Below are 26,744 nucleotides of genomic sequence, written 5' to 3'. Positions count from 1 at the left end.
ATCCATGTCGCGTTCCAGTCCGGCTTCTGCGCGTTCGTGCTGTCGAACTACATGCGTTCGCTGCCGCACGAGCTGACCGAGGCCGCGCTGGTGGACGGCGCCTCGGTGTGGCGGCTGTACTGGCAGATCACACTGCCGCTGTGCAAGCCGGCCATGGCCGCCCTGGCGACCCTGTTGTCGATCTGGATCTACAACGACTTCTTCTGGGCCCTGGTCCTGATCTCGACCGGTGAGAACATGCCGATCACCTCGGCGCTGAACAACCTCTCCGGCCAGTACTTCACCGACCCCAACCTGGTCGCCGCCGGCTCGCTGCTCACCGCGATCCCGACACTGGTCGTGTACTTCGTACTCCAGAAGCAGTTCGTCAGCGGTCTGACCCTCGGCTCCGCGAAGGGCTGACCCGAAACTCCTCGCCCCTTCCCTCCTTGTCGAAAGTGCCCCTGGTGACAGATCCGCACTCCCCCATCGCCTCGACCACGAAGCCTGCGCTCCGCGTGCCGGGTATCGCCTACGGCGCGGACTACAACCCCGAGCAATGGCCCGAAGAGTTCTGGACCGAGGACATGGCCCTGATGCGTGAGGCCGGGGTGACCATGGTGAGCGTCGGCATCTTCGCGTGGGCGCTTCTGGAGCCCAGCGAGGGGAAGTACGACTTCTCCCGTCTGGATCGGCTGCTGGAGCTGTTGCACCAGAACGACATCGCCGCCGACCTGGCCACTCCGACAGCCGCGCCGCCCGCCTGGTTCTTCGTCAAGCATCCGGAAGCACTGCCGGTGGACAAGGACGGCCGCAGGCTCTCGTACGGGAGCCGCCAGACGTTCTGCCCGTCCAGCCCGGACTACCGCACCGCCGCCCTCCGTATCACCCGCGCCCTGGCCGAGCGCTACGCCGACCACCCCGCCGTCGCCATGTGGCACATCCACAACGAATACGGCTGCCACAACGCCGAGTGCCACTGCGACACCAGCGCGCAAGCGTTCCGCGACTGGCTGCGGGACAGGTACACCGGCCTTGACACCCTCAACCACGCCTGGGGCACCACCTTCTGGAGCCAGTGGTACTACGACTGGGACGAGATCCTGCCACCCCGTGCCACCGGCGCCGACCCCAACCCCGCCCACCTGCTGGACTGGCGACGCTTCTGCTCCGACGAACTGCTGTCTCTCTGCACCGCGGAACGGGACGTGCTGCGGACGGCCGCCCCTTCGACACCCGCCACCACCAACTTCATGGTGAACTTCAGCATCGACGCGCTGGACTACTGGCGCTGGGCACCGGAGCTGGACGTCGTCTCCAACGACCACTACCTGCAGTCCACCGACCCCGAGTCCCAGATCGACGTCGCCCTCAGTGGTGACCTGGTGCGTTCCCTGGCCGGCGGTCCCTGGCTGCTGATGGAACACTCCACGGGAGCCGTCAACTGGCAGCCCGTCAACCGCGCCAAGCGGCCCGGCGAGATGCGCCGCAACGCCCTCGCGCACGTCGCACACGGCGCCGACGGCATCGCCTTCTTCCAATGGCGGGCCGCCAAGGCGGGCGCCGAACAATGGCACTCCGCGATGCTCCCACACGCCGGCACCGATACCCAGATCTGGCGGGACGTCGTCCGACTCGGCACGGATCTCCAGGCATTGGCCGAAGTGCGGGGAAGCACGACAACCTCCCAGGTCGCGATCGTCTGGGACTGGAACGCCCGCTGGGCCCTGGAACAGCCCTCCCAGCCCAACGGCGAACTGCGCTTCCTGGACCTCGTACGCGACTGGTACCGGCCCCTGTGGCATGCCGGCGTGGCTGTGGACTTCGTACGCCCCGACTCGGACCTGTCCCCGTACCGCCTGGTCCTGGTACCCAGCCTCTATCTCATCGACGACGCGGGCGCGGCCAATCTCACGGGCTTCGCCGAGCGCGGCGGCACATTGGCCGTCGGCTTCCACAGCGGCATGGTCGACGCGAACTGCCATGTGCGGCTCGGCGGTTACCCGGGCGCCTTCCGAGACGTCCTCGGCGTACGCACCGACGAGCTCTTCCCGCTCCTGCCTGGAGAGACGCTCCACCTCACCGGGGCCGTCCCCGATGGCGCGACCGCCACCTTGTGGTCGGAGCGCGTTCAGCTCGCGGGTGCCGAAGCAGTTGCTTCCTACGTCGACGGACCGCTGAAGGGCGTACCGGCCGTCACCCGGCACGCTCCCGGCGACGGAACCGCCTGGTATCTGGCGACCCACCCCGACCCTGCGACCCTCGCCACCCTGCTGGACCGCATCTGCGCCGAGGCCGGCGTCCAGCCGGTTCTTGCCACCCCCATGGACGGGATCGAAGCGGTCCGGCGCACCGGCCCCGACGCCGACTACCTGTTCCTGATCGACCATGGCGGAAGCGGCGCCGAAGTACCCGCCAAGGGCATCGAGCTCCTCACCGGCAAGGACACCAACGGTTGGGTCACCGTTCCGGCAGGAGGTGTCGCGGTCGTACGCGAGGCGCACTGACCAGGCCGACAACGAGCGGCGAGACCAGACAGAACGATCGCCCTAGAGACGGTGCGATCGCCGCCGAAGTTGCAGAGGTCTGCCTTGCCACCCGATCAACGGCCACGCTGAAAGAACTACCTGGGATGATCTGCGGGCAGCAGTGAACCCTTCGTATGGTTCACCCGTCCAGAGGCCGGGTGCGGTTCAAGAGCCTCCGCTGCTCGTGGCATCGGCCAGCGCCATTGAGCGCGGCTGTTGGGCTGTCAGAATCCACAGGACCCGGGCGTGTGCCACGCTGGTGGTGCGCCGTCCGGCCGAGGTCGGTTGAGCCCGGCCGGACGGCCGGGGGTTACTGCACCGTCATCCGTACCGGCAGTACCGGGTACACGTACGGCGTGTCCGTCGTGATCGCGTACGCGGCGGTGTACGTGCCGGTGCGGCTGGTGGCCGTGGTGCGGGCATCGAGGCGGACGGTGATGGTGAGGTGCTCACCGGGGGTGAGCCTGCGGGTGGTGTGGTCGGCGCTGAGCCAGGGGACGTCGGCCGCCGGAACGCAGCTGTCCAGGCGCGGGAGCTGCTCGACGGCCGGTTGGGCGTCGTAGGCGGAGGCGGCGCCGCCGACGTGAAAGAAGCCGCAGGCGCCGCCGCCCCGGTAGAGGGCGTTGGCGGAGGCGGGCAGGGCGGACCAGTCGCGGGTGGCCGGGTCGTAGGCGTATCCGCCGGTGATGCGGCCGCCCAGAATGTCGCTCGCGCCGCCGGAGACGAGGAACCGGCCGTCCACGGCGGTGTACGTCGAGGCCCACAGGTCGTACGGCAGGTCGGTGATCGGGGTCCAGGTGGCGGTCGCGGGGTCGTAGGAGTAGGCGTGCCGGGTGCCGCCGGCCGGGGTCTCGCCGCCGGCGCAGTACAGGAGGCCGGAGACGGCACCGCAGCCGAGCCAGGAGACGGGCTCGGGGTAGGGGGTCGCGGAGGTCCAGGTTCCGGCGGCCGGGTCGTAGACCTGGACGCCGGTGCTGCCGCAGCGCGTCGCGCACCCTCCGACCAGATACCACTTGCCGTCCAGCGTGGCCGAGGCGGCCGCCGCGAGCCCGGCCGGGTTGGCGGCGGCTGTGGACCAGGAGTGCTGCTGCGGGTCGTAGACCTCGGTGGTCGTGGTGGGAGTACCGGTGGCGTCCCAGCCGCCGGTGACGTAGAGCCTGCCGTTGAGGAAGGCGGCCTGCGGGGCCTCGCGGGGTCCGGCCGGGTCGGCGGGGAGGGCGGTCCAGGCGGCGGTGGCGGGGTCGTAGACGGAGCCGGTGGGCAGGAGTGACATGCCGTCGACGCCGCCGACCGAGTAGACGCGACCGTCCGGACCGGTGGCGACAGCGTTGTCCATGACGGGGGTCGGGTAGTCGGTGAGCGTGGTCCAGGCCGAGGCGGCGGGCGCCGCCGCAGCCGTCGGCCTCGTCCTGCTCTCCTTCTTCGGCTTCGCGGCCGTCAGCGGCAGGGGGCTGAAGTCACCGGGTACGTACTGCGGCGGGGTGTCGGCGGCGGTCGCCGTCGGGATGTCGCCGGAGTGCTCGGTGAGCCGGACGGTCAGCGGGGCCGAGCCGGTGTTCTTCAGGGTGATCCGGGCGGTGGCGGTGTGGCCCTGTCGCAGGGTGGCGGTCACCGGGGCTCCGGTGACGGAGAGCTGTCCGGCGCGCAGCCTCGTGTCGAAGCGGGTGGTGCGGCCGTCCTCGACGGTGGCCTTGTGTGCCGCCTTCGCGTAGTGGTCGGCGGTCACCTCGAAGCTCTTCCTGCCGGTCTTCTTGCCGCTCTTCGGGGCGAACAGGACGTACGAGCCGTCGGCGGCCGTGGTCGCGGTGGCCGTCCCAGTGCCGCGGACGGTGGCGCCGCTGACCGGCGCTCCCGTGTTCCGGTCGGTCACCGTCCCGTGCAGCAGACCGCCGCGGACCGGGGTGCAGGTGGAACCGGCGAAGGTGACGTCGTCGACCTGCCAGTAGTAGTCGTCGTCGCCCCGGTAGCGGAACCGCACCCGGGCCTTGGACTGTCCGGCGGCGTCCGGGAGGGCTACGGTCTGCGGGCCCGGTCCGGAGCGGGCGGTGTCGCGGTGCCAGACCGTCGACCAGGTGGCGCCGCCGTCCGTGCTGAGGTCGACGTCGGCCTGGGACGAGTCACCGGGGGTGGAGAACGGCTTGTAGAAGGTGTCGAAGCGCACCAGGGGCGTCGTCCGGCCGGTCAGGTCGAGGACCGGTGAGACGAGCGAGGTGTCCTGCCGGCCGGTGTGGAAGTCGGAGTCGGCGATGGCGAAGCCGCCCGCGCCGCCGGTGAGGTTGCCGCGCCCGGCCTGGTCGTCGAACTGCCAGGTGGCGCCGGTGCCGTTGCCGGTGACGCTCCAGCCGACGGGCGTGGTGCCAGAGGAGTCGAAGGTCTGGGTGGGGCTGTTGAAGGTCTGCCGGTAGCCGGGCGCCGTGCAGACGGCGGCGTCGACGGGAACGCTGACGTCCTTGCGGGCCACCTCGGTGCCCGTCGTCAGGTCGGCGGACGTCACCTGGTAGCCGGGGTAGACGGGGTCGACCTGGAGGCTGAAGGCGCTGTCCGCGGGCAGCTTGAGGGTGTAGCGGCCGGTGTCCGGGTCGGTGTACGTCCGGGTGGCCGGCTCCCCGTCGACCTGGACGCCCGCGTAGAGCGGCCAGCCGTGCCCGGAGCCGTCCCGGATCCGCCCGGTCACGGTGACCAGAGGCTGGACGGTGAGGGTGAAGTCCCGCTCCGCGGTCTTCCCGTCTCCGACCTCGACCCCGGCCGAAGTGGCGCTGCCGTAGCCGAACATGGCGGCGGTCACGTCGTAGGTACCGGCCGGGATCGTCATGTCGTACGTGCCGTCGGCGCCGGTCGTCGTGGCATCGGCGCCCGCGGTGATCCGGACGCCGGCGAGTCCGGCGCCGGTGTCAGGGTCGGTGACTCTGCCGGTCAGCTCGCCGTACGGGCCGGTGGTGAAGGCGGCGGTGCCGTTCGGGGTGCCGAGGCCGGTCGGGCCGTCGTAGCCCTTCACCGCGGTGCAGAGGTAGGCGGTGGCGCAGGTGCCGTTGGTGCCGCTGGTCACGTCGTTGAGGGCGGCGGTGTGGGCGTACGGGTAGGCGTTGGGGTAGGTCTTCGGTCCCGGGGCGCCGGCGAGGGCGTAGGTCGCGGCGATGATCGGGGCAGAGGCGCTGGTGCCGCCGTACACGCCCCAGCCGCCGTCCTGGTACGTGTTGTAGACGCTGACTCCGGTGGCCGGGTCGGCGACCGCCGACACGTCCGCGAGAGTGCGGCCCGCGCAGCCGCGGTCGGTCTGGAAGGACGGCTTGGCCTGGTAGGCGGAGCAGCCGCTGCCCGCACCGGTCCAGGTGGACTCGCGCCAGCCGCGGGCCGTCGCGCCGTCACGGAACAGCGAGGTGCCGCCGACGGCCGTGACGTAGGGCAGCGAGGCCGGGTAACTGACGCCGTACCCGAGGTCCCCGGTGCTGAAGGTGATGGCCACACCGGGGTGCTTGTAGTACGCCGCGCTGCCGGGCACGTCGCCGATCGTGCTCTCACTCGCGCCCCAGCTGTTCGACACGAACGAGGCGCCGAGCGCCACCGCGGTGTTCTCCGCCGCACCGAGGCTGTCGATGGCCGGGTCGTCGGCCTCGACGAGCAGGATGGAGCACTGCGGGCAGACCGCGCTGACCATGTCGAGGTCGAGGGCGATCTCGCCGGCCCAGCCCCCGTCGGGCTCGGGGTAGGCCGTGCCGCCGTGCTGGTCGGTCTTGCGGAAGCAGCCGTTCGCGGTGGTGCACGGCGGAAGGCCGAACTGCGAGCGGTAGACCGCGAGGTCGGCCTCGGCGTTGGGGTTGTCGTAGGCGTCGACGATGGCCACGGTGGCCCCGGCTCCGGCCGCGTCGGACGGCAGGTCGTACGCGCCCTGCAGGTCGGCGGGGCTCAGCCCGGCCGGGGCGAGAAGGGGCTGAAGGCCGCGGGCGGACGCCACGTCCTCGCGGGCGACCGCGAAGCAGGCCGCCTCGTCGGGTCTGTCGGGTCTCGCACACAGGTGGCGGGTGCGCGCGGTGCTCGAGGTGTCCTGGCCGCTCGGGGCGCTTGCGGTGCTCGGGGCTGACGTCCGAGCTGTGGCGGCGGGCGGCAGCGCGACGGTCAGCGCCAGCAGGCTGCCTAAGAGCGTCAGCAATGCGGCCGGGCGGGCGCCGACGGGGCGGGCAGGTCTCGGCTTTCGGAGTCCTCGGACATGGATCAGCTTGATCATTCGGGTCACTCGCAGACCTTCGTGGGTAGAGCGAAAGGGATCGACTCAAGATTAAGTCATGTCCATGTCAAGTGTGTGACATTGTGCGCTCCTGTTCCGTCGGGCAGAGAACCCAGCCATGCGAGTGGGCGGCCGATACGGGAGCACCGTTCGGATCGGCCGCTGCGCCTGCCAGGCTGCGCCGCGCAGAATCCGGCGACTGCCGAGTGCCGGGCAGCGCCCCCTCGGCTTCACCAACTCCCGCGCCAAGGAACGCATCTCCACGGACCTGACGTCCACCAAGGAGCCGACGAAGATCAGGAAGCCCGACAGGATCGCGAAACCCGCACCGACGGCCACCCCTGAGCCCTCATCGGCCCCCGGCCGCCGCTGTCTGACGTCCTGTCAGTTCTCGTCCGCGGGCAGGTCCAGGCGGTCGAGCCGCTCGGGGTCCGCGAGGATGTACATCTCGGTGATCCGGCCGTCGGCGACGGTGACCGCCATGACCGAGACCGGGCGCCCCTCGGGCGCGGTGACCATACCGACGGTGCCGTTGACCAGCGCGAGCCGCGCCAGGTCCGCGAACTGCCGGAAGGTGAGCGCCTGTTCGGCCACCGTCTTCGCACCGCGCACCACCTTGGAGGCGGCCGCGCCGCGCACCAGCGCGCCCGAGTCGACGCGCAGCACCACATCCGGGTGGAGCAGGGCGACCAGCGCCTCGAAGTCGCCGCCTCGGGAGGCGGCCAGGAAGGCGTCCAGGACCTGGCGTTGCCTGCCCAGGTCCCGGTCGGCCGACGGGGTGGCGCCCTGCACCCGGCGGCGAGCCCGGCTGGCCAGCTGGCGGGTCGCCGCCGAACTGCGTTCCACGATCGGGGCGATGTCGGCGAAGGGCACCGCGAACATGTCGTGCAGGACGAACGTCAGCCGCTCGGCGGGCTCCAGCGTCTCCAGGACGATGAGGAGGGCGAGACCGACGGAGTCGGCTTCGAGCACCTCCTGTTCGGGGTCGATGCCCGACAGCGGCCGGATCACCGGGTCCGGGACGAACGTCTCGTCCATCGGCTGCTCGCGGCGCGCCGCACGGGAGCGCAGCATGTCGAGACAGACCCGGCCGACCACCGTGGTCAGCCAGCCGCCGAGGTTCCTGATCTCGTCCGTGTCGGCGCGCCCGAGCCGGAGCCAGGCCTCCTGGACGGCGTCCTCGGCCTCGGTGACCGAGCCGAGCATCCGGTAGGCCACCGCGCGCAGATGGTCGCGGTGTTCCTGGAAGCGGTCGGCGAGCAGCTCCGTGTCCACGTTCATGGCCCCCGTCGGTCCGGCATGGGTCCGAGCCGGCTGATCGCCGGCTCGGTCATGGCCGCAGACTATGCGCGCTCACCCCGCGCGCAACTTCTTTTACGGGATGTCACACCTCGTCGCGCGCGAGCGCAAGGAGCCGGTCCAGGACGCGGGGCGCGCCGGTGCGCAGCCCGTCGTGCTCGAACTCGTCGGTGACCCAGGTGCGCAGGCCCCGGATGGCCCGGGCGGTCTGCAGGGAGTGTCCGGTGTCGACGTACATGTCGTCGTGGTAGACGGCGGCGACGACCGGGACCTCGTTGACGGCGAGGCGGGCCGGGTCGTACAGCGGCTGCCAGTTGGTGCGGGCGGCGAGCAGTTCGGCGGTCTCGCGCAGGGGGCGCAGGGCCGGGTCGGTCTCGAATACCCAGGGGTGCACGGTCTCACCCGTGAACAGCACCGGGGCCTCACCCGCCAGCGCCTTGGCCGCGTCGAACTGTGGGAACTCGGCACGCACCCGTTCGGCCGCCCAGGCGGTGGGGCGGCTGTCCTGGCCGTAGAGCGGCTCGTGGACGAGGGCGTAGAGCGGGTTGCTCGCGTACGACAGGAGGCCCTGGACCTGCTCCTGGAAGGCGTCGGAGAGCTCGGCGCCGGCCGGGGTGCGGACGAAGGCGTCCTCCAGGAGGAAGTGGAGCCGGTGACTGCCGTCGCTCATGCCGAGCATCAGGCCGAGGGACTGGAAGGCCTCGACGGTGAGCCGGTAGCCGTTCGGCAGCACCACCGGGTGGTCCAGGAGGTGCTCGGCGATCCGGCGGACCCGCTCGACGTCCTGCGGGTAGCGGTCGTAGTGCGCGGTGACCTTGCGCTCGATACGCGGGTAGGCGGCCCGGTAGACGTCGTCGGCGTGGGCGTCCAGGGACGGCAGGCCGCCGGTGATCACGGAGGTCTTGAGGCCGTCCGGGAAGAACGACAGGTACGTCACCGTGCAGAAGCCGCCGAAGCTCTGGCCGAGGGTCGTCCAGGGGGCGCCACCGGTGACCTGCGGGCGGATCGCCTCGCAGTCCCGGACGATCGAGTCGGCGCGGAACCGGGCCAGGTGGTCGGCCTGGGCGGCCGGACCGCCGCGCAGCGGTAGCGTCTGCCGGTTGACCGGCGTGGAGCGGCCGGTGCCGCGCTGGTCGAGGAGGAGTACGCGGTACTCCTGAAGGGCCCGGTCGAGCCAGGCCTGCCGCCCGACGAAACGATTCGCCCCGAAACCGGGGCCACCCTGCAGATACAGCAGCCAGGGCAGCTCCTGGTCCGCCTTGTCGCTCGCGACCGCCTCCCGGGCATACAGCCCGATGGTCTCGCCGTCCGGGTCGGCGTGGTCCAGGGGGACGGTGAAGTGGCGGTCGGTGAGGACGACGCCGGGCTGGCGGTAGCTGAGGCTCAACGGTTCTCCCGGGACGAACGGACGGTCGCGTCCCAGTTCAGCACATGTCCGGGGCCCGGCCGCCCCCGGGATCATGAAATCGTTAGTCAACTGCCCGTCGCTTGAGCCACGGACTTGCACAACGAGCACCACTGGCTGTGACACCGCGTTTGCGTCCAACCCCAACCTGCTGACGCGAAGGTGGGACTGGGGCCGTTGACTCGGCCCCGCGTCGCCACAACTCCCACGCTCTGGCGCGGATGTTGCGGGAGCTGTTCCGGTCTGCCTGATCAACGAATCCGCAGTTCCGGCATGCGAACCGAGCCTGTGAGACCCGGTTCGCCTTGTCAATGTGCCCGCATTCGGCGCAGGTGCGTGAGGTGTACGCCGGATCGACGTACAGTACCGGCACCCCCGCCCGACGGGCCTTGTACGCGATGAACTGGCGCAGCTGGGCGAAGGCCCAACCACAGTGAGTGGCCCTCCCCCACTGCCTTAAGGGCGTGGGAGGTGCCCCCAGGCTTCCGAAGCCGTACCCGGTCGCGGATCCCCGTCAGGTCCTCCAGGGCGATGCCACGACCGGTGCGTTCCGCCTCGGCCACCACATGCTTCGCGATCTTGTGATTGATGTCCTTGGCCCGCCGGGCCTCCTTGCCCCGCCGTTTCTTCAGTCGACGCCTGGCAGACGCGGTGTTCTTCTGCTGCAGCTTCGCGCGGAGCATGCGCGCCCGCACCCGGACGCGGTGCAGTTCGCGTCCGGCCATGATCTCGCCGTCGGAGGTGGTGGCGATGTTCACAATCCCCATGTCGATGCCGAGGAAGTCCACCGGATTCGGGTACCTCACAGGTGGCCAGTAGGAACCACATCCCGTGCCGGCAGATAAGGTCCGATTCACCCCTGCGATAAAGACCCAGGACGGCCGACTGCTCGCGACCCGCGATGAAAGTCACGTCTTTCACCCGACCCGCCACCGTCCAGATGGAAACCCGGCTCTCGGCGATCTGCCAGGACAGCATCCGGTCGTCGTATGGCTGCGCGCTCTGCGACCGGAAGACGACCGGCTTCCCGGTCGCCTTCCGGTACCGCTTCGATCCGGGCTTACCCAGGTTCCCAGCCCTCAGGTTCGATCTCAGCGTGGCGTACGCGTCGCACGTCTTTTTGATCACATGCTGGGTGGCCTGGGCACCCAAACCCCATCGGGCCTTGATCTCGCTATGGGTGCGCTCACGCAGCGCGAAGTTCTTCCTCACGTCTTTCTCGAACGCCACGCTACTGGCCCAATTTGCTGCCTCGTCGCAGGCTTGTAGGGTCGCCTCAAGCGCCGCTGCCTGCACGGGCGTCGGCAACAGCCTGACCTGCACCACCAGCTTCACAATCATCAAAGCTACACACGCACACGACGCCCCACCGTACGTTCGCCACACGTCACCCAGCCGGGTGATACGTCACCGGATGTACGCCGCATCGGCTCCGCCACACACGGCGCCTGGCCGCCTCCCGGCGAAGCACACACGAGCGATACCGCAGCACTCCGCGTCGCGACTACGAAACTGCCGGAAATCCCCGATCAGCGGGCGGCGAGGCTGGAGCGGCGGACCACGAGCTCCGGCTGGAGCACCACCCGGCGGTGTTCGTGGGCGCCCTGTCCGTCCCGCTCCTCGGTCTCCTCCAGGAGGAGGTCGGCGGCCATCGCGCCCATGGTGACGGCGGGCTGGCGTACGGAGGTGAGGGGGACGGCGGCCGCGGCGGCGAACTCGATGTCGTCGTAGCCGACGATCGCGAGGTCGTCCGGGACGACCACTCCGGCCGCGTACATGGCCTGGAGGACGCCGAGGGCAAGGAGGTCGTTGGCGCAGAAGACGGCGGTGGGCCGGTCGGCGAGGCCGAGGAGACGGGCCCCCGCGTCCCGGCCGGCCGCCACGTCGAGGCGCTCGGTCGGCAGCTCGCGCAGGGCGTCGGGGCCGAGCCCGGCCTCGGCGAGGGCGTTCAGGGCGCCGGTGCGCCGGTCGCGGACCTGGTTGAAGCCGGGCGGACCGCTGACATACGCGATGGACCGATGCCCGGCGTCGACGAGGTGCCGGACGGCGAGCGCGCCGCCCGCCACGTCGTCGACGCTGACCGAGCACTCGGTGGTGCCCTCGGCGACCCGGTCGACCAGCACGAAGGGGATGCCGTGCCGGCGGAAACTCTCGATGTTGCGGCCGGTCGCGTCCGCGGGGGTGAGCAGGACGCCGCGGACCCGCTGCTCGGCGAAGAGCGAGAGGTACTCGGCCTCCTCGCCGGCGTTCTGCGCGCTGTTGCAGACCATCACACCGAGGCCGGCGTCCCGGGCCGCCCGCTCGGCGCCGCGGGCCACGTCCACGAAGAAGGGGTTGCCCATGTCGAGGACGAGCAGGCCCATGATCCGGCTGCGGCCCGCCCGCAGCTGGCGCGCGGACTCGCTGCGGACATAGCCGAGCCGGTCGATCGCCGACTGGACCCGCGCCCGCGTCTCACTGGCGACCGTGTCCGGGCGGTTGATGACGTTCGAGACCGTGCCCACCGAGACTCCGGCGGCGCGGGCGACGTCCTTGATACCCACCGACTGGGCCATCGGGCAGAGACCTCCAGGGAAACGCGGGCGGCGGGAAACCCTTCACACCGGGCGGGCGGACCACCACGGGAAGGGCTTCACATTACGACATGACTCGCACCCAGGGGCGGGTCAGGCGGGCAGGGCGAAGTCGACGACATGGAGCGCCGAGGGGGTCGTACCGCTCGATGTCTCCTGGTACATGAACGACAGCACGTTGTCCGCCTTGACCCGCATCTCGTCGATCACGACCTCGCCGAAGGCGTTGAGATCGCTGCCGTCGTAGAGCAGCGCCCAGTCGGTGTAGCCGGAGGACTTGGACGCGCCGGCGATCCGGCCGTAGGGGAAGACGGCGTAGGCGTTGTCGTACTTGTCCAGGAGGAGCTTGGTGCGCTGGCTGGAGTCGAGTACGACGGGGATCTCGGTCTTCTGCCAGGTGCCGGAGGAGTTCTTGCGGACGTGGAAGGCGCGGCCGTTGGCGGTGCGGTCGGCGACGTAGTCGGTGGTGCACTGGCCGAAGCGGCCGGGGACGTAGCTGATGATCGCGTGCGGGAGGCCGGTGGAGTCGGTCCACTGGCTCTCCTGGTTCATCAGGGAGTGGTCCGGGTTGAGGGAGTCGACGACCAGCCCGGAGTCGGTGACGGCGACGGTGTCCGAGGTGCCGGTGGTGGCGACCAGGGTGCCGGTGTCGCTCAGCCAGGTGCGGCCGCGGTCGGTGGAGTAGACGTAGCCGGTGTCGTGGTTGGTGATGCCGCCGCTGTTGCACATGACGGACGACGACTGCTCGCGCCAGGTGAAGAAGGAGTGCAGCCGCCCGTTGACGTCGTAGTCGATGCCGTGCAGATACATGTTGCGGGCGGTACTTGAGCCGTGTGAGCTGGTGTACGTCCCGGTCGAGCTGGTCCACTCCCCCAGCGCGGTCCAGCTCGAACCGTCGTACTCCGCGAGGGCGTTGCGGCCGTTGCCGGAGATCCCGACCCGGTAGCTCAGCTGGAGCTTGCCCTCGGGCGTGGAGACGAACTGCGGGTAGGTGAACTGCGAGGTGAGCGACACCCCGTCCAGGGAGGTCTGTACGGAGCCGAAGACGGCCGAGGTCCAGGACGTGGAGGCGGGGTTGTCCAGCAGCCCGGCGACCGACTTGACGTAGAAGAAGCCGTCGCTGTGCGAGTCCATGTTGATGTGGAGCCGGCCGTCGACCTTGGACACGCCCATGGAGATGACGTTGTGCGAGTCGCTGGACTTGAGCTGGTGGGAGAGGGTGACGGTCGACCAGGACGAGCCGCCGAGCACCCGGCGGCCGATCACCGCGTAACCGGTCGAGGTGTACCAGCCGGCGTACTGGTAGCCCTTGTACGTGAACAGGCCGTTCTTCTGGAACGAGTTGTTGTTGACCAGGCCGTCGTACGAGACGAAGAAGATCGCCTGGGCGTCGAGTCGGGTGCTCTGCTGCTTGTTCACCGACGGTCCGGGGTCGGCCGCGCGGGCGGTGCCGGCGGCGAGGGCGGGGGTGGCCATGGCGCCGACGAGCGCGGCACCGAGCACGGTACGTCTTTTCACGAGCGGCTCCTGTCGTGATGCAGGCGAGGTGTCGTGATGCAGGCGGGAAATCGTGTTTCAGACGAGGTGGAACACTTCGGTGAGCGGTTTCATCGCCTCGTCGGGCCGGGCGCCGTCGAGGGATTCGAAGAAGGGGCCCATCTCGGCCTGCCAGCGGGCGTTGACCTCGGTGGCCTCCATACCGGCGAGGGCGGCCTCGAAGTCCTCGGTCTCCAGATAGCCGACCAGCAGGCCGTCGTCGCGCAGGAAGAGCGAGTAGTTGTGCCAGCCGGTGGCGGAGAGCGCCTCGCGCATCTCCGGCCACACGGCCGCGTGGCGTTCGCGGTACTCGGCGAGGCGGTCCTGCCGGACCTTGAGAAGGAAACAGACGCGCTGCATGAAGTACCGACCCCCTGCGGGATAGAGAAGCCTAGAAGTTGAACTGGTCGATGTTCTTCGCGTCGAACACGGTCGGCTTGCCGAGGTTGATCACGCCGTCCTTGCCGATGGTGTACGTGGTGTCGCCGGCCTTGAAGGTCTCGCCCTCCCTGCCGGTGATCTGCCCGGAGACGAGCGCGACGGCCGTGCGGGCGGCGAGGTCGCCGAGCTTGGCCGGGTCCCACAGCTCGAAGGCGTCGACGGTGCCGTTCTTGACGTACTGGCGCATGTCGTTGGGCGTGCCCAGGCCGGTCAGCTTGACCTTGCCCTTGTACTTGGAGCCGGACAGGTACTGGGCGGCGGCCTTGATGCCGACGGTGGTCGGGGAGATGATCCCCTTCAGGTTCGGGTACTGCTGGAGCAGGCCCTGGGTCTGCTGGAAGGACTGCTGGGCGTCGTCGTTGCCGTAGGCGATCTTGACCAGCTTGACGTTCTTGTACTTCGGGTCCTTCAGCTCGTCCTTCATGAACCCGATCCAGGTGTTCTGGTTCGTGGCCGTCTGCGCGGCGCTCAGGATCGCGATCTCGCCCTTGTAGCCGATCTGCTCGGCGAGGAGCTGCACTTCGGTACGGCCGAGGTCCTCGGCGCTGGCCTGCGAGACGAAGGCGTTGCGGCAGCCGGCGTTGGTGTCGGAGTCATAGGTGACGACCTTGATGCCGTTGCTCATCGCCTGCTTGAGCGCGGTGCACAGGGCGCCGGGGTCCTGGGCGGACACGGCCATGGCGTTGACCTGCTGCTGGGTGAGGGTGTTGACGTAGGAGACCTGCCCGGAGGTGTCGGTGGCGCTGGAGGGACCGACCTCCTTGTACTTGCTGCCCAGTTCGGTGAGCGCCGTCTCGCCGCCCTTGTCTGCGGAGGTGAAGTAGGGGTTGTTGACCTGCTTGGGCAGGAACCCGACGGTGAGCCCCTTCTTCAGCGCCGCGTTCGGATCGGCCTTGGCTGTGGAGGTGGCAGCCGACGACTCGTCGCTGCCGGAGTTGTTCTTGGTGGTACCGCCGCAGGCGGTGGCGGAGAGAGCGAGGGAGGAGACGGCGGCGACGGCCACACAGACACGCCGGAGGGACGACTTGCGCATGACGGGTTCCTTTTTGAGTGACGGCTGTGGAAGCGCCCCCTCTTGGGGACGCGAGGCTGCATTGAATTTGCGGCTACCGCCGCGTGGGCGCGACCGGCCACGAACGGCCGGCAGCGTTCAGACGGTCTTGGCCGCCCTGTGCCTTGCAAGCGAGATCTGTCGCGCCACCCTCGGGCCGAGCACCGAGACGACGAGCAGAACACCGGTCACCACGATTTGAGACTGCGCGGACACGTTCAGCAGACTCATCACGTTCTGGAGCGCCCCCAGCAGGAACACCCCCGCGATCGCCCCACCGAGCGTCCCCTTGCCCCCGTCGAAATCGATCCCGCCGAGCAACACCGCGGCGACAACGCCCAGTTCGAGCCCGGTCGCATTGTCATACCGCGCACTGGCGTAGTGCAGGGCCCAGAAGATCCCCGTCAGGGAGGCCATGAACCCGGTCGCGACGAACAGGATCAGCTTGTTGCGCTTGACGCGGATCCCCGCGAACCGCGCCGCTTCCTCACTCGCCCCCACCGCGAACAGCGAGCGCCCGAACGGCGTGGCGTGCAGCACCACCACGGCGATGACGAGGAGCACCAGGAACGGCAGGAAGGCCTGCGGCAGGAACGTGTCGCCGAGCCGCCCCGCCGCGAAATTCTGGTACTGCGTCGGGAAGTCGGTCACCGCGTCCGAGCCGAGCACGATCTGCGCGATGCCCCGGTAGGCGGCGAGCGTGCCGATGGTGACGGCGAGCGACGGCAGGCCGAGCCGGGTCACCAGCAGGCCGTTGACCAGCCCGCAGACGACGCCCAGCAGCAGGCACAGCGGGATGATCGTCTCGATGGCCATGCCCTCGTTCCAGAGCTTGCCCATGACCGCACCCGAGAGCCCGGCGGTCGACGCGACCGACAGATCGATCTCGCCGGCGACGACCAGAAGGGTCATCGGCAGCGCGATCAGCGCGATCGGAAGCGTGTTGCCGATGAGGAACGACAGGTTGAGGGAGTTCCCGAAGCCGTCCACGAAACCGAAGGAGAACAGCAGCAGGACGACCAACAGGGCGCCGACGACGGTGTCCCAGCGAATCGCACGCGCCAACGACTCAGGCATGGCTGGTGTTCTCCTTGCTGATCGCGGTCCTCTTGAGGGCCGACTTCTTCTTCAGCGCGGCCGCCACCCGCAGCGCGACGACCCGGTCGACGGCGATGGCGAGGAGCAGCAGGAAGCCGTTGATCGCGAGGACCCACACGGAGCTGACCCCGAGGGCGGGCAGCACGCTGTTGATGGAGGTCAGGAGCAGCGCGCCGAGCGCGGCGCCGTACACGCTCCCGGAGCCGCCGGTGAAGACCACGCCGCCGACCACCACGGCGCTCACGACGGTGAGTTCGTAGCCGGTGCCGGTGCCCGAGTCGACGTTGCCGAACCGGGCCAGGTACATGGCGCCGGCCAGCCCCGCGAGGGCGCCGCAGAAGGTGTACGCGGTCAGGATCCGCTTGCGGACCGGGATGCCGGCCAGCCGGGCGGCCTCGGGGTTGGAGCCGAGCGCGTACAACTCCCGTCCGCTGCCGAAGTGTCTGAGGTAGTAGGCGGTGGCGACCAGGACGGCGAGGGCGATCAGCGCCAGCCAGGGGATCGCCGACAGTCCGCCGGAGCCGAAGTCGACGAAGGAGCCGGGGAGATCGGCGGCCGTGATCTGCCGGGAGCCGACCCAGATGGAGTCGACGCCCCGGATGATGTACAGCGTGCCGAGGGTGACCACGAGCGCGGGCACCTGGCCGAGGCTGACCAGCAGGCCGTTGAGGAGTCCGCAGCCGATGCCGAGCAGTACGGCGAGCACGATCGCGACGACCGGGTTGCCGCCGCCGTGCAGATAGTCGCCGGCGGCGAAGGCGGTGATGCCTAGGGTGGAGCCGACGGACAGGTCGACGTTCCTCGTGATCACCACCAGGGACTGGCCGGTGGCGACCAGCACCAGGATGGTCGCGTTGAGCAGCAGGTCCTTGATGCCCTGCTCGGAGAGGAACTCGCTGTTGCCGGCCTGGGTGACGGCGATCATCACCAGGAAGACGACCAGGATGGCGAGTTCGCGCATCTTGAAGACGCGGTCGACGAGCCGGGTCCCGCTGGTCTCGGGCGCCTCCGCGACGGGGGTCTGTTCGGACGTGGTCGCCGTCATGCTGCGGCCCTCCCGGTCGCTGCGGCCATCACGGTTTCCTCGGTGGCTTCGGAGCGCGGGATCTCGGCGGTGATCCGGCCCTCGTGCATCACCAGCACGCGGTCGGCCATGCCGAGGATCTCGGGCAGGTCGGAGGAGATCATCAGCACGGCGACCCCGTCGGCCGCCAACTCGCCGAGCAGCCGGTGTACTTCGGCCTTCGTGCCGACGTCGATGCCGCGGGTCGGCTCGTCGACGATCAGCACCTTGGGTCCGGTCGCGAGCCATTTGGCGAGGACGACCTTCTGCTGGTTGCCGCCGGAGAGGGTGGAGACGGCGTCGGCGATCCGGGCGTACTTCACCTGGAGCCTGACCGCCCAGTCGAGGGACCGGCTGCGTTCGGCGCCCCGGTCGACAAGGCCCGCCTTCACGGTCGTACGCAACCCGGTCAGGCCGATGTTCCGCTCGATGGACATCCCCATCACCAGACCCTGGGCGCGTCGGTCCTCGGGGACGAGGGCGAGACCCGCGTTCATCGCGACGGAGGGCGCACCGTTCGTCAGCTTCCTTCCCCTGACCTCGACTTCGCCGGCGTCCCAGCGGTCCACGCCGAACACGGCCCGGGCGACCTCGGTCCGGCCGGCGCCGACCAGTCCGGCGAGGCCGACGATCTCGCCGGACCGCACCTCGAAGGAGACATCGGTGAAGACGCCCTCCCGGGTCAACCGCCGTACGCTGAGCGCCACTTCGCCGGGGCGGACGTCCTGCTTGGGGTAGAGCTCGTCCAGGTCCCGGCCGACCATCCGGCGTACGAGGTCGTCCTCGCTCATGCCGTCGAGGAGTTCGGAGGCGATCCAGGCGCCGTCCCGGAGCGTGGTGACCCGCCGGCAGATCTGGAAGATCTCCTCAAGACGGTGCGAGATGAAGAGCACCGCCGCGCCCTGCTCGCGCAGGGTGCGGACGACTCCGAAGAGACGGGCGACCTCACTGCCGGTCAGGGCCGCCGTGGGCTCGTCCATGATCAGGACCCGGGCGTCGAAGGAGAGCGCCTTGGCGATCTCGACGATCTGCTGGTCCGCGATCGACATTCCACGGGCGGGGCGGTCGGGGTCGAGGGCGACACCGAGCCGCTTCATCAGGGCGGCGGTGGCCGCGTGGGTGGCCTTGTGGTCGATCCGGCCCAGCGCCCGCCGGGGCTGACGGCCCATGAAGATGTTCTCGGCGATCGACAGGTCGGGGAAGAGCGTGGGTTCCTGGTAGATCACGGCGATTCCGGCGTCGCGGGCGTCGCCGGGGCCGTGGAAGACGACGGGCTCACCGTCGAGCAGCACCTGGCCGGCGTCCGGTCGGTGCACTCCGGCGAGGGTCTTGATCAGCGTCGACTTGCCCGCGCCGTTCTCCCCGGCGAGGGCGTGCACCTCGCCGGGGAACAGCTCCAGGGAGACGTCCCGCAGAGCGCGTACGGCACCGAAGGACTTGGAGACGTCCTTCAGCGCCAGCACCGGGGCCGGTCCCGTGTCGGACGGGTGGGTCATGAGGGCTCCTCGACGACACCGGCGAGACGGTACGTACCGACCCCACGGCGTCGTGAAAGGTTTCAACTGGATTGCCGGGACCGTAGGCACCACGGGCATGTCACGTCAATGGGTCCGTGTCGAAAAAATTTCGATAGCCGAAGGTCACGGCGGAGTCACGGAAAACGCGGTTGGCCGGAGCGCTTGACACCTCCTCGATGGACTCATACTTTGCGGTTCTGAATCGTTTCATCATTCACCCCGGGAGCCCCTAAGTGACCGACCTCGTCGCGGTGAAGGCCGCGCTGAAGACCCAGGCCGTCGAGACGCCGTCGTGGGCGTACGGAAACTCGGGGACCCGTTTCAAGGTGTTCGCCCAGCAGGGTGTGCCGCGCTCGCCGAAGGAGAAGCTGGACGACGCGGCGCAGGTCCACGCGGTGACCGGGGTGGCGCCGACGGTGGCGCTGCACATCCCCTGGGACAAGGTGGATGACTATGCCGACCTGGCCAAGCACGCCGAGGAGCGCGGGCTGCGGCTGGGGGCGATCAACTCCAACACGTTCCAGGACGACGACTACAAGCTGGGCAGCATCTGCCATCCCGACGCGGTGGTACGGCGCAAGGCCGTCGATCATCTGCTGGAGTGCGTCGACATCATGGACGCGACGGGGTCGAAGGACCTGAAGCTGTGGTTCGCCGACGGCACGAACTATCCCGGGCAGGACGACATCCGGGGGCGGCAGGACCGGCTCGCGGAGGGGCTGGCCGAGGTGTACGCGCGGCTGGGCGACGGGCAGCGGATGCTGCTGGAGTACAAGCTCTTCGAGCCGTCCTTCTACACGACCGATGTGCCGGACTGGGGCACGGCCTACGCGCACTGTCTGAAGCTGGGGCCGAAGGCGCAGGTCGTCGTCGACACCGGGCACCACGCGCCGGGCACCAACATCGAGTTCATCGTCGCCACGCTGCTGCGGGAGGGGAAGCTCGGTGGCTTCGACTTCAACTCACGGTTCTACGCGGACGACGACCTCATGGTCGGGGCCGCGGATCCGTTCCAGTTGTTCCGGATCATGTTCGAGGTGGTGGGCGGTGGCGGGTTCACCTCCGAGGTCGCCTTCATGCTCGATCAGTGTCACAACATCGAGGCGAAGATCCCGGCGATCATCCGGTCGGTGATGAACGTGCAGGAGGCGACGGCGAAGGCGTTGCTGGTGGACCGGGGTGCGTTGGGCGAGGCCCAGGCCGCGGGGGATGTGCTGGCCGCGAACGCGGTTCTGATGGACGCGTACGACACGGATGTGCGGCCGTTGCTGCGGGAGGTGCGGGACGAGATGGGGTTGGACCCCGAGCCGCTTGCCGCGTACCGCCGGTCCGGGTGGGCCGAGAAGATTGTCGCTGAGCGTGTTGGAGGACAGCAGGCGGGGTGGGGTGCGTAAGCGTCTGCCCTGATCTGTTTCGTTGCGGGCTGCGGGCCGGATGTGGCTGGTCGCGCAGTTCCTCCCCCAGCCTTCGGCCGGGGGGGGTACCCCCAGCGCCCCTGACGGGGCGCACTGGTGTCCCCCTCCTTCAAGAAATCAGGAAACTTCATGACCACACACCCCGAAGCCGCCGCTCTTCTCTCGCGTTCCCATCGGCTCGGTGCTGATCCTCGTAACACGAACTACGCCGGCGGGAATGCGTCCGCCAAGGGCGTTGATGTCGACCCCGTCACCGGTGGCGACGTCGAGCTGATGTGGGTGAAGGGGTCCGGTGGGGATCTCGGGACGCTCACCGAGGCCGGGCTCGCCGTGCTGCGGCTCGACCGGCTCCGGGCGCTCACCGGCGTCTACCCGGGTGTCGAGCGCGAGGACGAGATGGTCGCCGCCTTCGACTACTGCCTGCACGGCAAGGGCGGGGCCGCCCCCTCCATCGACACCGCCATGCACGGGCTCGTCGACGCCCCGCACGTCGATCATCTGCACCCGGACTCCGGGATCGCGCTGGCGTGTGCCGCCGACGGGGAGAAGCTGACCGCCGAGTGTTTCGGGGACAGCGTGGTGTGGGTGCCGTGGCGGCGGCCGGGATTCCAGCTGGGGCTGGACATCGCCGCCGTCAAGGCCGCCAACCCGCAGGCCGTCGGCTGCATCCTCGGCGGGCACGGGATCACCGCCTGGGGCGACAGCTCGGAGGAGTGCGAGCGGAACTCGCTGCACATCATCCGTACCGCCGAGGCCTTCCTCGCCGAGCGCGGCAAGGCGGAGCCCTTCGGGCCCGTGATCGAGGGGTACGGCGCGCTGCCCGAGGCCGAGCGGCGGGAGCGGGCCGCCGCCCTCGCGCCGTACGTCCGTGCCGTCGCCTCCCAGGACCGGGCGCAGGTCGGGCACTTCACCGACGCCGAGGTGGTACTGGACTTCCTGGCGCGGGCCGAGCACCCGCGGCTCGCCGCCCTGGGCACCTCCTGCCCGGACCACTTCCTGCGGACGAAGGTACGGCCGCTCGTGCTCGACCTTCCGCCGACCGCGCCCCTCGACGAGGCCATCGCCCGGTTGAAGGAGCTGCACGCCGTCTACCGCGAGGAGTACGCCTCCTACTACCGGCGGCACGCCCTGCCCGACTCCCCCGCCATGCGCGGGGCCGACCCGGCGATCGTGCTCGTGCCCGGCGTCGGCATGTTCAGCTTCGGCAAGGACAAGCAGACCGCCCGGGTCGCGGGTGAGTTCTATGTCAACGCCGTCAATGTGATGCGCGGGGCCGAAGCCGTGTCGACGTACGCGCCGATCGAGGAGTCGGAGAAGTTCCGGATCGAGTACTGGGCGCTGGAGGAGGCCAAGCTCCGGCGGATGCCGAGGCCGAAGGCGCTCGCAACCCGGGTGGCGCTGGTGACGGGGGCCGGCAGCGGGATCGGGAAGGCGATCGCCCACCGGCTGGTGGCCGAGGGGGCGTGTGTCGTCGTCGCCGATCTGAACGCCGGGAGTGCGTCCGCGGTCGCGGAGGAGCTCGGCGGGTCCGACAAGGCCGTCGCCGTCACCGTCGACGTGACCGACGAGGAGCAGATCGCCGCCGCCTTTCGGGCCGCCGCGCTCGCCTTCGGCGGGGTCGACCTCGTCGTCAACAACGCGGGGATCTCCATCTCCAAGCCGCTGCTGGAGACTTCCGCGAAGGACTGGGACCTGCAGCACGACATCATGGCCCGCGGTTCCTTCCTGGTGTCCAGGGAGGCGGCCCGGGTGATGATCGCGCAGGGGCTGGGCGGTGACATCGTGTACATCGCCTCGAAGAACGCTGTGTTCGCCGGGCCCAACAACATCGCCTACTCGGCCACCAAGGCGGACCAGGCTCACCAAGTGCGTTTGCTGGCCGCCGAGTTGGGCGAGCACGGGATCCGGGTCAACGGGGTCAACCCCGATGGTGTGGTGCGGGGGTCGGGGATCTTCGCCGGCGGGTGGGGCGCCCAGCGGGCCGCCGTGTACGGGGTGGAGGAATCGCAGCTGGGCGAGTTCTACGCCGGGCGGACCATCCTCAAGCGCGAGGTGCTGCCCGAGCATGTGGCGAACGCCGTGTTCGCACTGACGGGCGGGGAACTCACCCACACCACCGGGCTGCATGTCCCCGTCGACGCGGGTGTGGCGGCCGCGTTCCTGCGATGAGCGGTGGTCTGAGGGCGTACGCCGCGGTCGACCTGGGCGCGTCCAGTGGTCGGGTCATGGTCGGCCGGGTGGGCACGGACTCGCTGGAGCTGTCCGAGGCGCACCGGTTCGTGAACCGGCCGGTGCGGGTGCCGGAGGGGCTGCGGTGGGACGTACTCGCCCTGTACGCCGGGGTGTTGGAGGGGTTGAAGGCGGCAGGGCAGGTGGACTCCGTCGGGCTCGACAGCTGGGCCGTGGACTACGGACTGCTGGACGCCGACGGGGCGCTGCTCGGCAACCCGGTGCACTACCGGGACGCCAGGACGGAGGGCGTCGCCGAGAAGGTGTGGGCGACCCTGCCGGCCGCGGAGCTGTACGCCCGCACCGGGTTGCAGTACGCGCCCTTCAACACCCTCTACCAACTGGTGGCCGCCCGGTCGAGTGCCCAGTTCGCCCACGCCGAGCGGCTGTTGCTCGTCCCGGACCTGCTGTCGTACTGGCTGACCGGCGAGCAGGGCACCGAGCTGACCAATGCCTCCACCACCCAGCTGATCGATCCCCGGACGCGCGACTGGTCGTACGAGGTCGCGGAGCGGGTCGGCATCGACCTCGGGCTGTTCGCGCCGCTGCGGCGGCCCGGCGATCCGGCCGGGGTGCTGCGGCCCGAGGTGCTGGAGGAGACGGGGCTGACCGGGCCGGTGCCGGTGACCGCGGTCGGCTCGCACGACACGGCGTCGGCGGTGGCCGCGGTACCGGCGCTCGGCGAGCGGTTCGCCTACATCTGCACCGGCACCTGGTCGCTGGCCGGTCTGGAGCTGGCCGCGCCCGTGCTGACCGAGGAGAGCCGGGCCGCCAACTTCACCAACGAACTGGGACTCGACGGCACGGTCCGCTATCTGCGCAACATCATGGGGCTGTGGCTGTTGCAGGAGTGCGTACGGGCCTGGGGCGAACCGGACCTGGGCGGGCTGCTGCGGGAGGCGGCCACCGTGCCGGCCCTGCGGTCGGTGGTGGACGCGGGGGACGCCATGTTCCTGGCCCCCGGCCGGATGCCGGAGCGGATCGAGGAGGCGTGCCGGGAGTCCGGGCAGCCGGTACCGCGGACGCCCGGAGAGATCACCCGGTGCATCCTCGACTCGCTGGCGCTCGCTCACCGGCGGGCGGTCGTGGACGCGCAGCGGCTGGCCGATCACCCGGTCGACACGGTGTACGTGGTGGGCGGTGGCACCCGTAACACACTGCTCTGCCAACTCACCGCCGACGCCTGCGGGCTGCCGGTGGTGGCGGGTCCGACGGAGGCGGCGGCCCTCGGGAACGTACTGGTCCAGGCCCGGGCACACGGTCTCGTCGGCGACCTCGCCGGCATACGGCGGCTGCTCACCCGTACCCAGCCGCTGACCCGGTACGCACCACGCGGCGACACCGCCCGCTGGGAGGCGGCCGAGGCACGACTCGCCAGGCCGTGACCGGGTCTCCCGCTCCTCGCACCCGCCCACTACTCCCCCACTACGCTAAGCGCGTGTGGGGGTGCCCCCAGCACTCATCGGATGATCGACCCCAAGGAGCCGCGATGCGTGTCGCTCTCTTCCTGACCTGCGTCAACGACACGCTCTATCCGGACACCGGCCGCGCCGTGTTGAAACTCCTGACCAGGCTGGGTGTCGAGGTCGACTTCCCGATGGCTCAGACCTGCTGCGGACAGGCCCACTACAACACCGGGTACCGCCATGAGGCGGAGCCGTTGGCCCGGCATTTCTCCGATGTCTTCGGGGAGTACGAGGCGATCGTGACCCCGTCCGGGTCCTGCGGGGCGATGGTGCGGGAGTTGTATCCGCGGATGGGCGAGCGGGCGCGGGCGGAGGGGCGCGGCAGCGGGCTCGCGACGGCCGTGGCGCCGGTGGTGCCGAAGACGTACGAGCTGACGGAGTTCCTGGTGGACGTGTTGGGGGTGACGGACGTGGGGGCCTACTACCCGCACCGGGTCACCTACCATCCCACCTGCCACGGGCTGCGCAGCCTCGGCCTCGGTGACCGGCCGCGTCGGCTGCTCCAGGCCGTCAAGGGGCTGGAGTTGGCGGAGTTGCCGGGGGCGGAGGAGTGCTGCGGGTTCGGCGGGACGTTCGCGCTGAAGAACTCCGACGTCTCGGCGGCGATGGGTGCCGACAAGGTGCGCAACGCCGAGTCGACCGGCGCGGAGGTGCTGTGCGCGGCCGACAACTCCTGTCTGATGCACATCGGCGGCACCATGACCCGGCTCGGCACGGACATGCGGCCGGTGCACATCGCGGAGATCCTGGCGAGCACGGAGGAGGAGCCGGCCGTATGAGCGGGACGTTCGTAGGGATGCCGGCCTTTCCGGCCGCCGCGCATGAGGCCGTCAACAACCAGACCCTGCGCGGGAATCTGCGCCATGCCACCCACACCATCCGTGCGAAGCGGGCCAAGGCCGTCGCCGAGGTGTCGGACTGGTCGGCACTGCGGGAGGCCGGCAAGCAGATCAAGGACCACACCCTCCGTCATCTCGACCGCTATCTGGTCCAGTTGGAGGAGTCGGTGACGGCGGCGGGCGGTACGGTCCACTGGGCGGCGGACGCCGACGAGGCCAACCGGATCGTGACCCGACTGGTGAAGGAGACCGGTGAGTCGGAGGTCGTGAAGGTCAAGTCGATGGCCACGCAGGAGATCGGGCTGAACGAGGCCCTCGAAGCGGAGGGCATCCGGGCCTACGAGACCGATCTCGCCGAGTTGATCGTGCAGTTGGGCAAGGACCGGCCCTCGCACATCCTCGTCCCTGCCATCCATCGCAACCGGGGTGAGATCAGGGACATCTTCCGGCGCGAGATGGGCGAGTGGGGACGCCCGGCCCCCGAGGGGCTGACCGACACCCCGGCCGAACTCGCCGAGGCGGCCCGGCTGCACCTTCGCGAGAAGTTCCTGCGGGCCAAGGTCGGAGTCTCCGGGGCCAACTTCATGGTCGCCGAGACCGGCACCATGGTCGTCGTCGAGTCCGAGGGCAACGGGCGGATGTGCCTGACCCTCCCCGAGACACTGATCTCGGTCGTCGGCATCGAGAAGATCGTGCCGACCTGGCGGGACCTGGAGGTGTTCCTCCAGACACTGCCCCGCTCGTCGACGGCCGAGCGCATGAACCCGTACACCTCGATGTGGACCGGCACCACGGACGGCGACGGCCCGCAGACGTTCCACCTGGTGCTCCTCGACAACGGCCGCACCGACAGCCTCGCCGACGAGGTCGGCCGCCAGGCCCTGCGCTGCATCCGCTGCTCGGCCTGTCTCAATGTCTGCCCGGTGTACGAGCGGGCCGGCGGCCATGCCTACGGTTCGGTCTACCCCGGCCCGATCGGCGCCATCCTGAGCCCCCAGCTGAGGGGCACGCAGAGCGAGATCGACGCCTCGCTGCCGTACGCCTCGTCGCTGTGCGGGGCCTGCTACGAGGTCTGCCCGGTCGCCATCGACATCCCCGAGGTGCTGGTACATCTGCGGGAGCGGGTCGTCGAGGGCGGGAAGGCGGTCCGGGGCGGCAACAAGGTGCTGCTCAAACCGGCCAAGGGGCACGCGGCCGAACGGGCGGCGATGCGGGCGGCCCGCTGGGCGTTCTCCCACCCGGCCGCCCTGCGCACCGGCCAGCGGCTCGCCTCCCGCAGCCGCCGCCTGCACCCCCGTACGCTGCCGGGTCCCGGCAGGGCGTGGAGCGGGACCCGGGACCTGCCCGCCGTACCGGCGGAGCCGTTCCGTGACTGGTGGCAGCGGACGAACGGCGGAAAGGGCGGTGCGAAGTGAGCAGCAGGGAGCGGATCCTGGGCCGGGTGCGGCGGGCGCTGGCCGATGTGCGGGGCGAGGACGCGCCGGTCGAGCGGGCGTACCTGCGGGAGCACGGGGAGCGGAGCGTCGAGGAGACGGTGGAGCTGCTCGCCGAGAACCTGGCGGACTACCGGGCGATCGTGCACCGCTGCACTGAGGGTGAACTGGCCGTTGTGGTCGGTCGGTTGCTCGCCGAGCGTGGTGCGAAGAAGGTGGTCACGCCTGCGGGGCTGTCCGTGGACTGGCTTGCGGCGACCGATGCAGAACAGGTCCCCGACCATGCCGAGAGCACGCCTGCCGAGCTCGACCGGGTCGACAGTGTGGTCACCGGCTGTGCGGTGGCCGTGGCCGAGACCGGGACGATCGTGCTGGACGGCGGCCCCGACCAGGGCCGCCGACGGATCACGCTGGTCCCCGACCACCACATCTGTGTCGTCCGGGTGCCGGACCAGGTCGTGTCCTCCGTGCCGCAGGCCCTCGATCGCCTCGACCCGACCCGCCCGTCGACCTGGATCTCCGGGCCGTCCGCCACCAGCGACATCGAGCTGGACCGGGTCGAGGGGGTACACGGTCCGCGCACCCTGGAAGTGGTGCTCGTCAGCGGCGATCGGCCGAGCGCGAAGGCGGACTCGTAGCGGCCGGGGTGG

General features: G+C 70.0%; 18 protein-coding genes and 1 pseudogene. 8 read left to right on the top strand and 11 right to left on the bottom strand.

All coding sequences use genetic code 11. The annotated features are described in order from the left end of the window. On the top strand, window positions 1-402 hold a 402-nt coding region (locus tag ACIRR9_RS44745), incomplete at its 5' end, for a carbohydrate ABC transporter permease (RefSeq protein WP_403764681.1). 44 nt (window positions 403-446) lie between these two features. Further along, entirely contained in the window at window positions 447-2,486 is a 2,040-nt protein-coding gene (locus tag ACIRR9_RS44740) for a beta-galactosidase (RefSeq protein WP_403764679.1), read from the top strand. Window positions 2,487-2,817: 331 nt separating this feature from the next. Here the strand turns inward: ACIRR9_RS44740 and ACIRR9_RS44735 are convergent, their stop codons facing one another. The 11 genes and pseudogenes from ACIRR9_RS44735 to ACIRR9_RS44685 all read right to left on the bottom strand — a co-directional run bounded on the left by ACIRR9_RS44735 (window position 2,818) and on the right by ACIRR9_RS44685 (window position 18,691). Then, a complete protein-coding gene (locus ACIRR9_RS44735; protein ID WP_403764690.1) occupies window positions 2,818-6,729 on the bottom strand; it encodes a carboxypeptidase regulatory-like domain-containing protein in 3,912 nt (1,303 codons plus the stop codon). A 384-nt stretch (window positions 6,730-7,113) separates the two neighbouring features. Next, on the bottom strand, window positions 7,114-8,010 hold the full coding sequence (gene sigJ / locus ACIRR9_RS44730) for an RNA polymerase sigma factor SigJ (RefSeq protein WP_403764677.1): 897 nt from the start codon (window positions 8,008-8,010) through the stop codon (window positions 7,114-7,116). Window positions 8,011-8,113: 103 nt separating this feature from the next. Beyond that, a complete protein-coding gene (locus ACIRR9_RS44725; RefSeq protein WP_403764675.1) occupies window positions 8,114-9,415 on the bottom strand; it encodes an alpha/beta fold hydrolase in 1,302 nt (433 codons plus the stop codon). A gap of 82 nt (window positions 9,416-9,497) precedes the next feature. After that, window positions 9,498-10,774 (bottom strand): annotated as a pseudogene (locus ACIRR9_RS44720) (RNA-guided endonuclease InsQ/TnpB family protein). A 188-nt stretch (window positions 10,775-10,962) separates the two neighbouring features. Then, a complete protein-coding gene (locus ACIRR9_RS44715; RefSeq protein ID WP_365342077.1) occupies window positions 10,963-11,988 on the bottom strand; it encodes a LacI family DNA-binding transcriptional regulator in 1,026 nt (341 codons plus the stop codon). A gap of 111 nt (window positions 11,989-12,099) precedes the next feature. Continuing rightward, on the bottom strand, window positions 12,100-13,524 hold the full coding sequence (locus tag ACIRR9_RS44710; RefSeq protein ID WP_403764672.1) for a BNR repeat-containing protein: 1,425 nt from the start codon (window positions 13,522-13,524) through the stop codon (window positions 12,100-12,102). A 57-nt stretch (window positions 13,525-13,581) separates the two neighbouring features. Beyond that, entirely contained in the window at window positions 13,582-13,902 is a 321-nt protein-coding gene (locus tag ACIRR9_RS44705) for an L-rhamnose mutarotase (RefSeq protein WP_365342081.1), read from the bottom strand. Window positions 13,903-13,933: 31 nt separating this feature from the next. Further along, entirely contained in the window at window positions 13,934-15,016 is a 1,083-nt protein-coding gene (gene rhaS, locus ACIRR9_RS44700) for a rhamnose ABC transporter substrate-binding protein (protein ID WP_403764670.1), read from the bottom strand. Window positions 15,017-15,133: 117 nt separating this feature from the next. Beyond that, the gene (locus ACIRR9_RS44695) at window positions 15,134-16,111 is read right to left on the bottom strand and encodes an ABC transporter permease (RefSeq protein WP_403764668.1); all 978 of its coding nucleotides are present in this window, start codon (window positions 16,109-16,111) and stop codon (window positions 15,134-15,136) included. Then, entirely contained in the window at window positions 16,104-17,177 is a 1,074-nt protein-coding gene (locus ACIRR9_RS44690; protein WP_403764666.1) for an ABC transporter permease, read from the bottom strand. The genes ACIRR9_RS44695 and ACIRR9_RS44690 overlap by 8 nt, the downstream gene beginning before the upstream one ends. After that, window positions 17,174-18,691: a sugar ABC transporter ATP-binding protein gene (locus ACIRR9_RS44685; protein ID WP_403764664.1), complete on the bottom strand. Its 1,518-nt coding sequence runs from the start codon at window positions 18,689-18,691 to the stop codon at window positions 17,174-17,176. The genes ACIRR9_RS44690 and ACIRR9_RS44685 overlap by 4 nt, the downstream gene beginning before the upstream one ends. A 254-nt stretch (window positions 18,692-18,945) precedes the next feature. Here ACIRR9_RS44685 and rhaI point away from each other — a divergent pair, with 254 nt between their 5' ends. From rhaI to ACIRR9_RS44655, 6 genes are all read left to right on the top strand, one after another. Next, window positions 18,946-20,106 (top strand): L-rhamnose isomerase, encoded by a 1,161-nt coding sequence (gene rhaI / locus ACIRR9_RS44680; protein ID WP_403764662.1) that lies wholly within the window; start codon window positions 18,946-18,948, stop codon window positions 20,104-20,106. Window positions 20,107-20,256: 150 nt separating this feature from the next. Further along, on the top strand, window positions 20,257-22,296 hold the full coding sequence (locus ACIRR9_RS44675; RefSeq protein ID WP_403764660.1) for a bifunctional aldolase/short-chain dehydrogenase: 2,040 nt from the start codon (window positions 20,257-20,259) through the stop codon (window positions 22,294-22,296). Continuing rightward, on the top strand, window positions 22,293-23,741 hold the full coding sequence (locus ACIRR9_RS44670; RefSeq protein ID WP_403764658.1) for a rhamnulokinase family protein: 1,449 nt from the start codon (window positions 22,293-22,295) through the stop codon (window positions 23,739-23,741). The genes ACIRR9_RS44675 and ACIRR9_RS44670 overlap by 4 nt, the downstream gene beginning before the upstream one ends. Window positions 23,742-23,845: 104 nt before the next feature. Beyond that, the gene (locus ACIRR9_RS44665) at window positions 23,846-24,601 is read left to right on the top strand and encodes a (Fe-S)-binding protein (RefSeq protein ID WP_403764656.1); all 756 of its coding nucleotides are present in this window, start codon (window positions 23,846-23,848) and stop codon (window positions 24,599-24,601) included. Next, window positions 24,598-26,076 carry a LutB/LldF family L-lactate oxidation iron-sulfur protein gene (locus ACIRR9_RS44660; protein WP_403764654.1) on the top strand — a complete coding sequence of 493 codons (1,479 nt, stop codon included), beginning with the start codon at window positions 24,598-24,600 and terminating at the stop codon, window positions 26,074-26,076. Before ACIRR9_RS44665 ends, ACIRR9_RS44660 begins: the two co-directional genes overlap by 4 nt. Then, on the top strand, window positions 26,073-26,732 hold the full coding sequence (locus ACIRR9_RS44655; RefSeq protein WP_403764652.1) for a lactate utilization protein C: 660 nt from the start codon (window positions 26,073-26,075) through the stop codon (window positions 26,730-26,732). The genes ACIRR9_RS44660 and ACIRR9_RS44655 overlap by 4 nt, the downstream gene beginning before the upstream one ends. Window positions 26,733-26,744 lie beyond the last annotated feature (12 nt).

This window comes from Streptomyces sp. NPDC101234 (genome assembly GCF_044767525.1).
In the GTDB taxonomy this organism is placed as follows: domain Bacteria; phylum Actinomycetota; class Actinomycetes; order Streptomycetales; family Streptomycetaceae; genus Streptomyces; species Streptomyces sasae.
The sequence above is the reverse complement of the archived record's forward strand: the minus strand, read 5'-3'. Positions and strand labels throughout refer to the sequence as shown.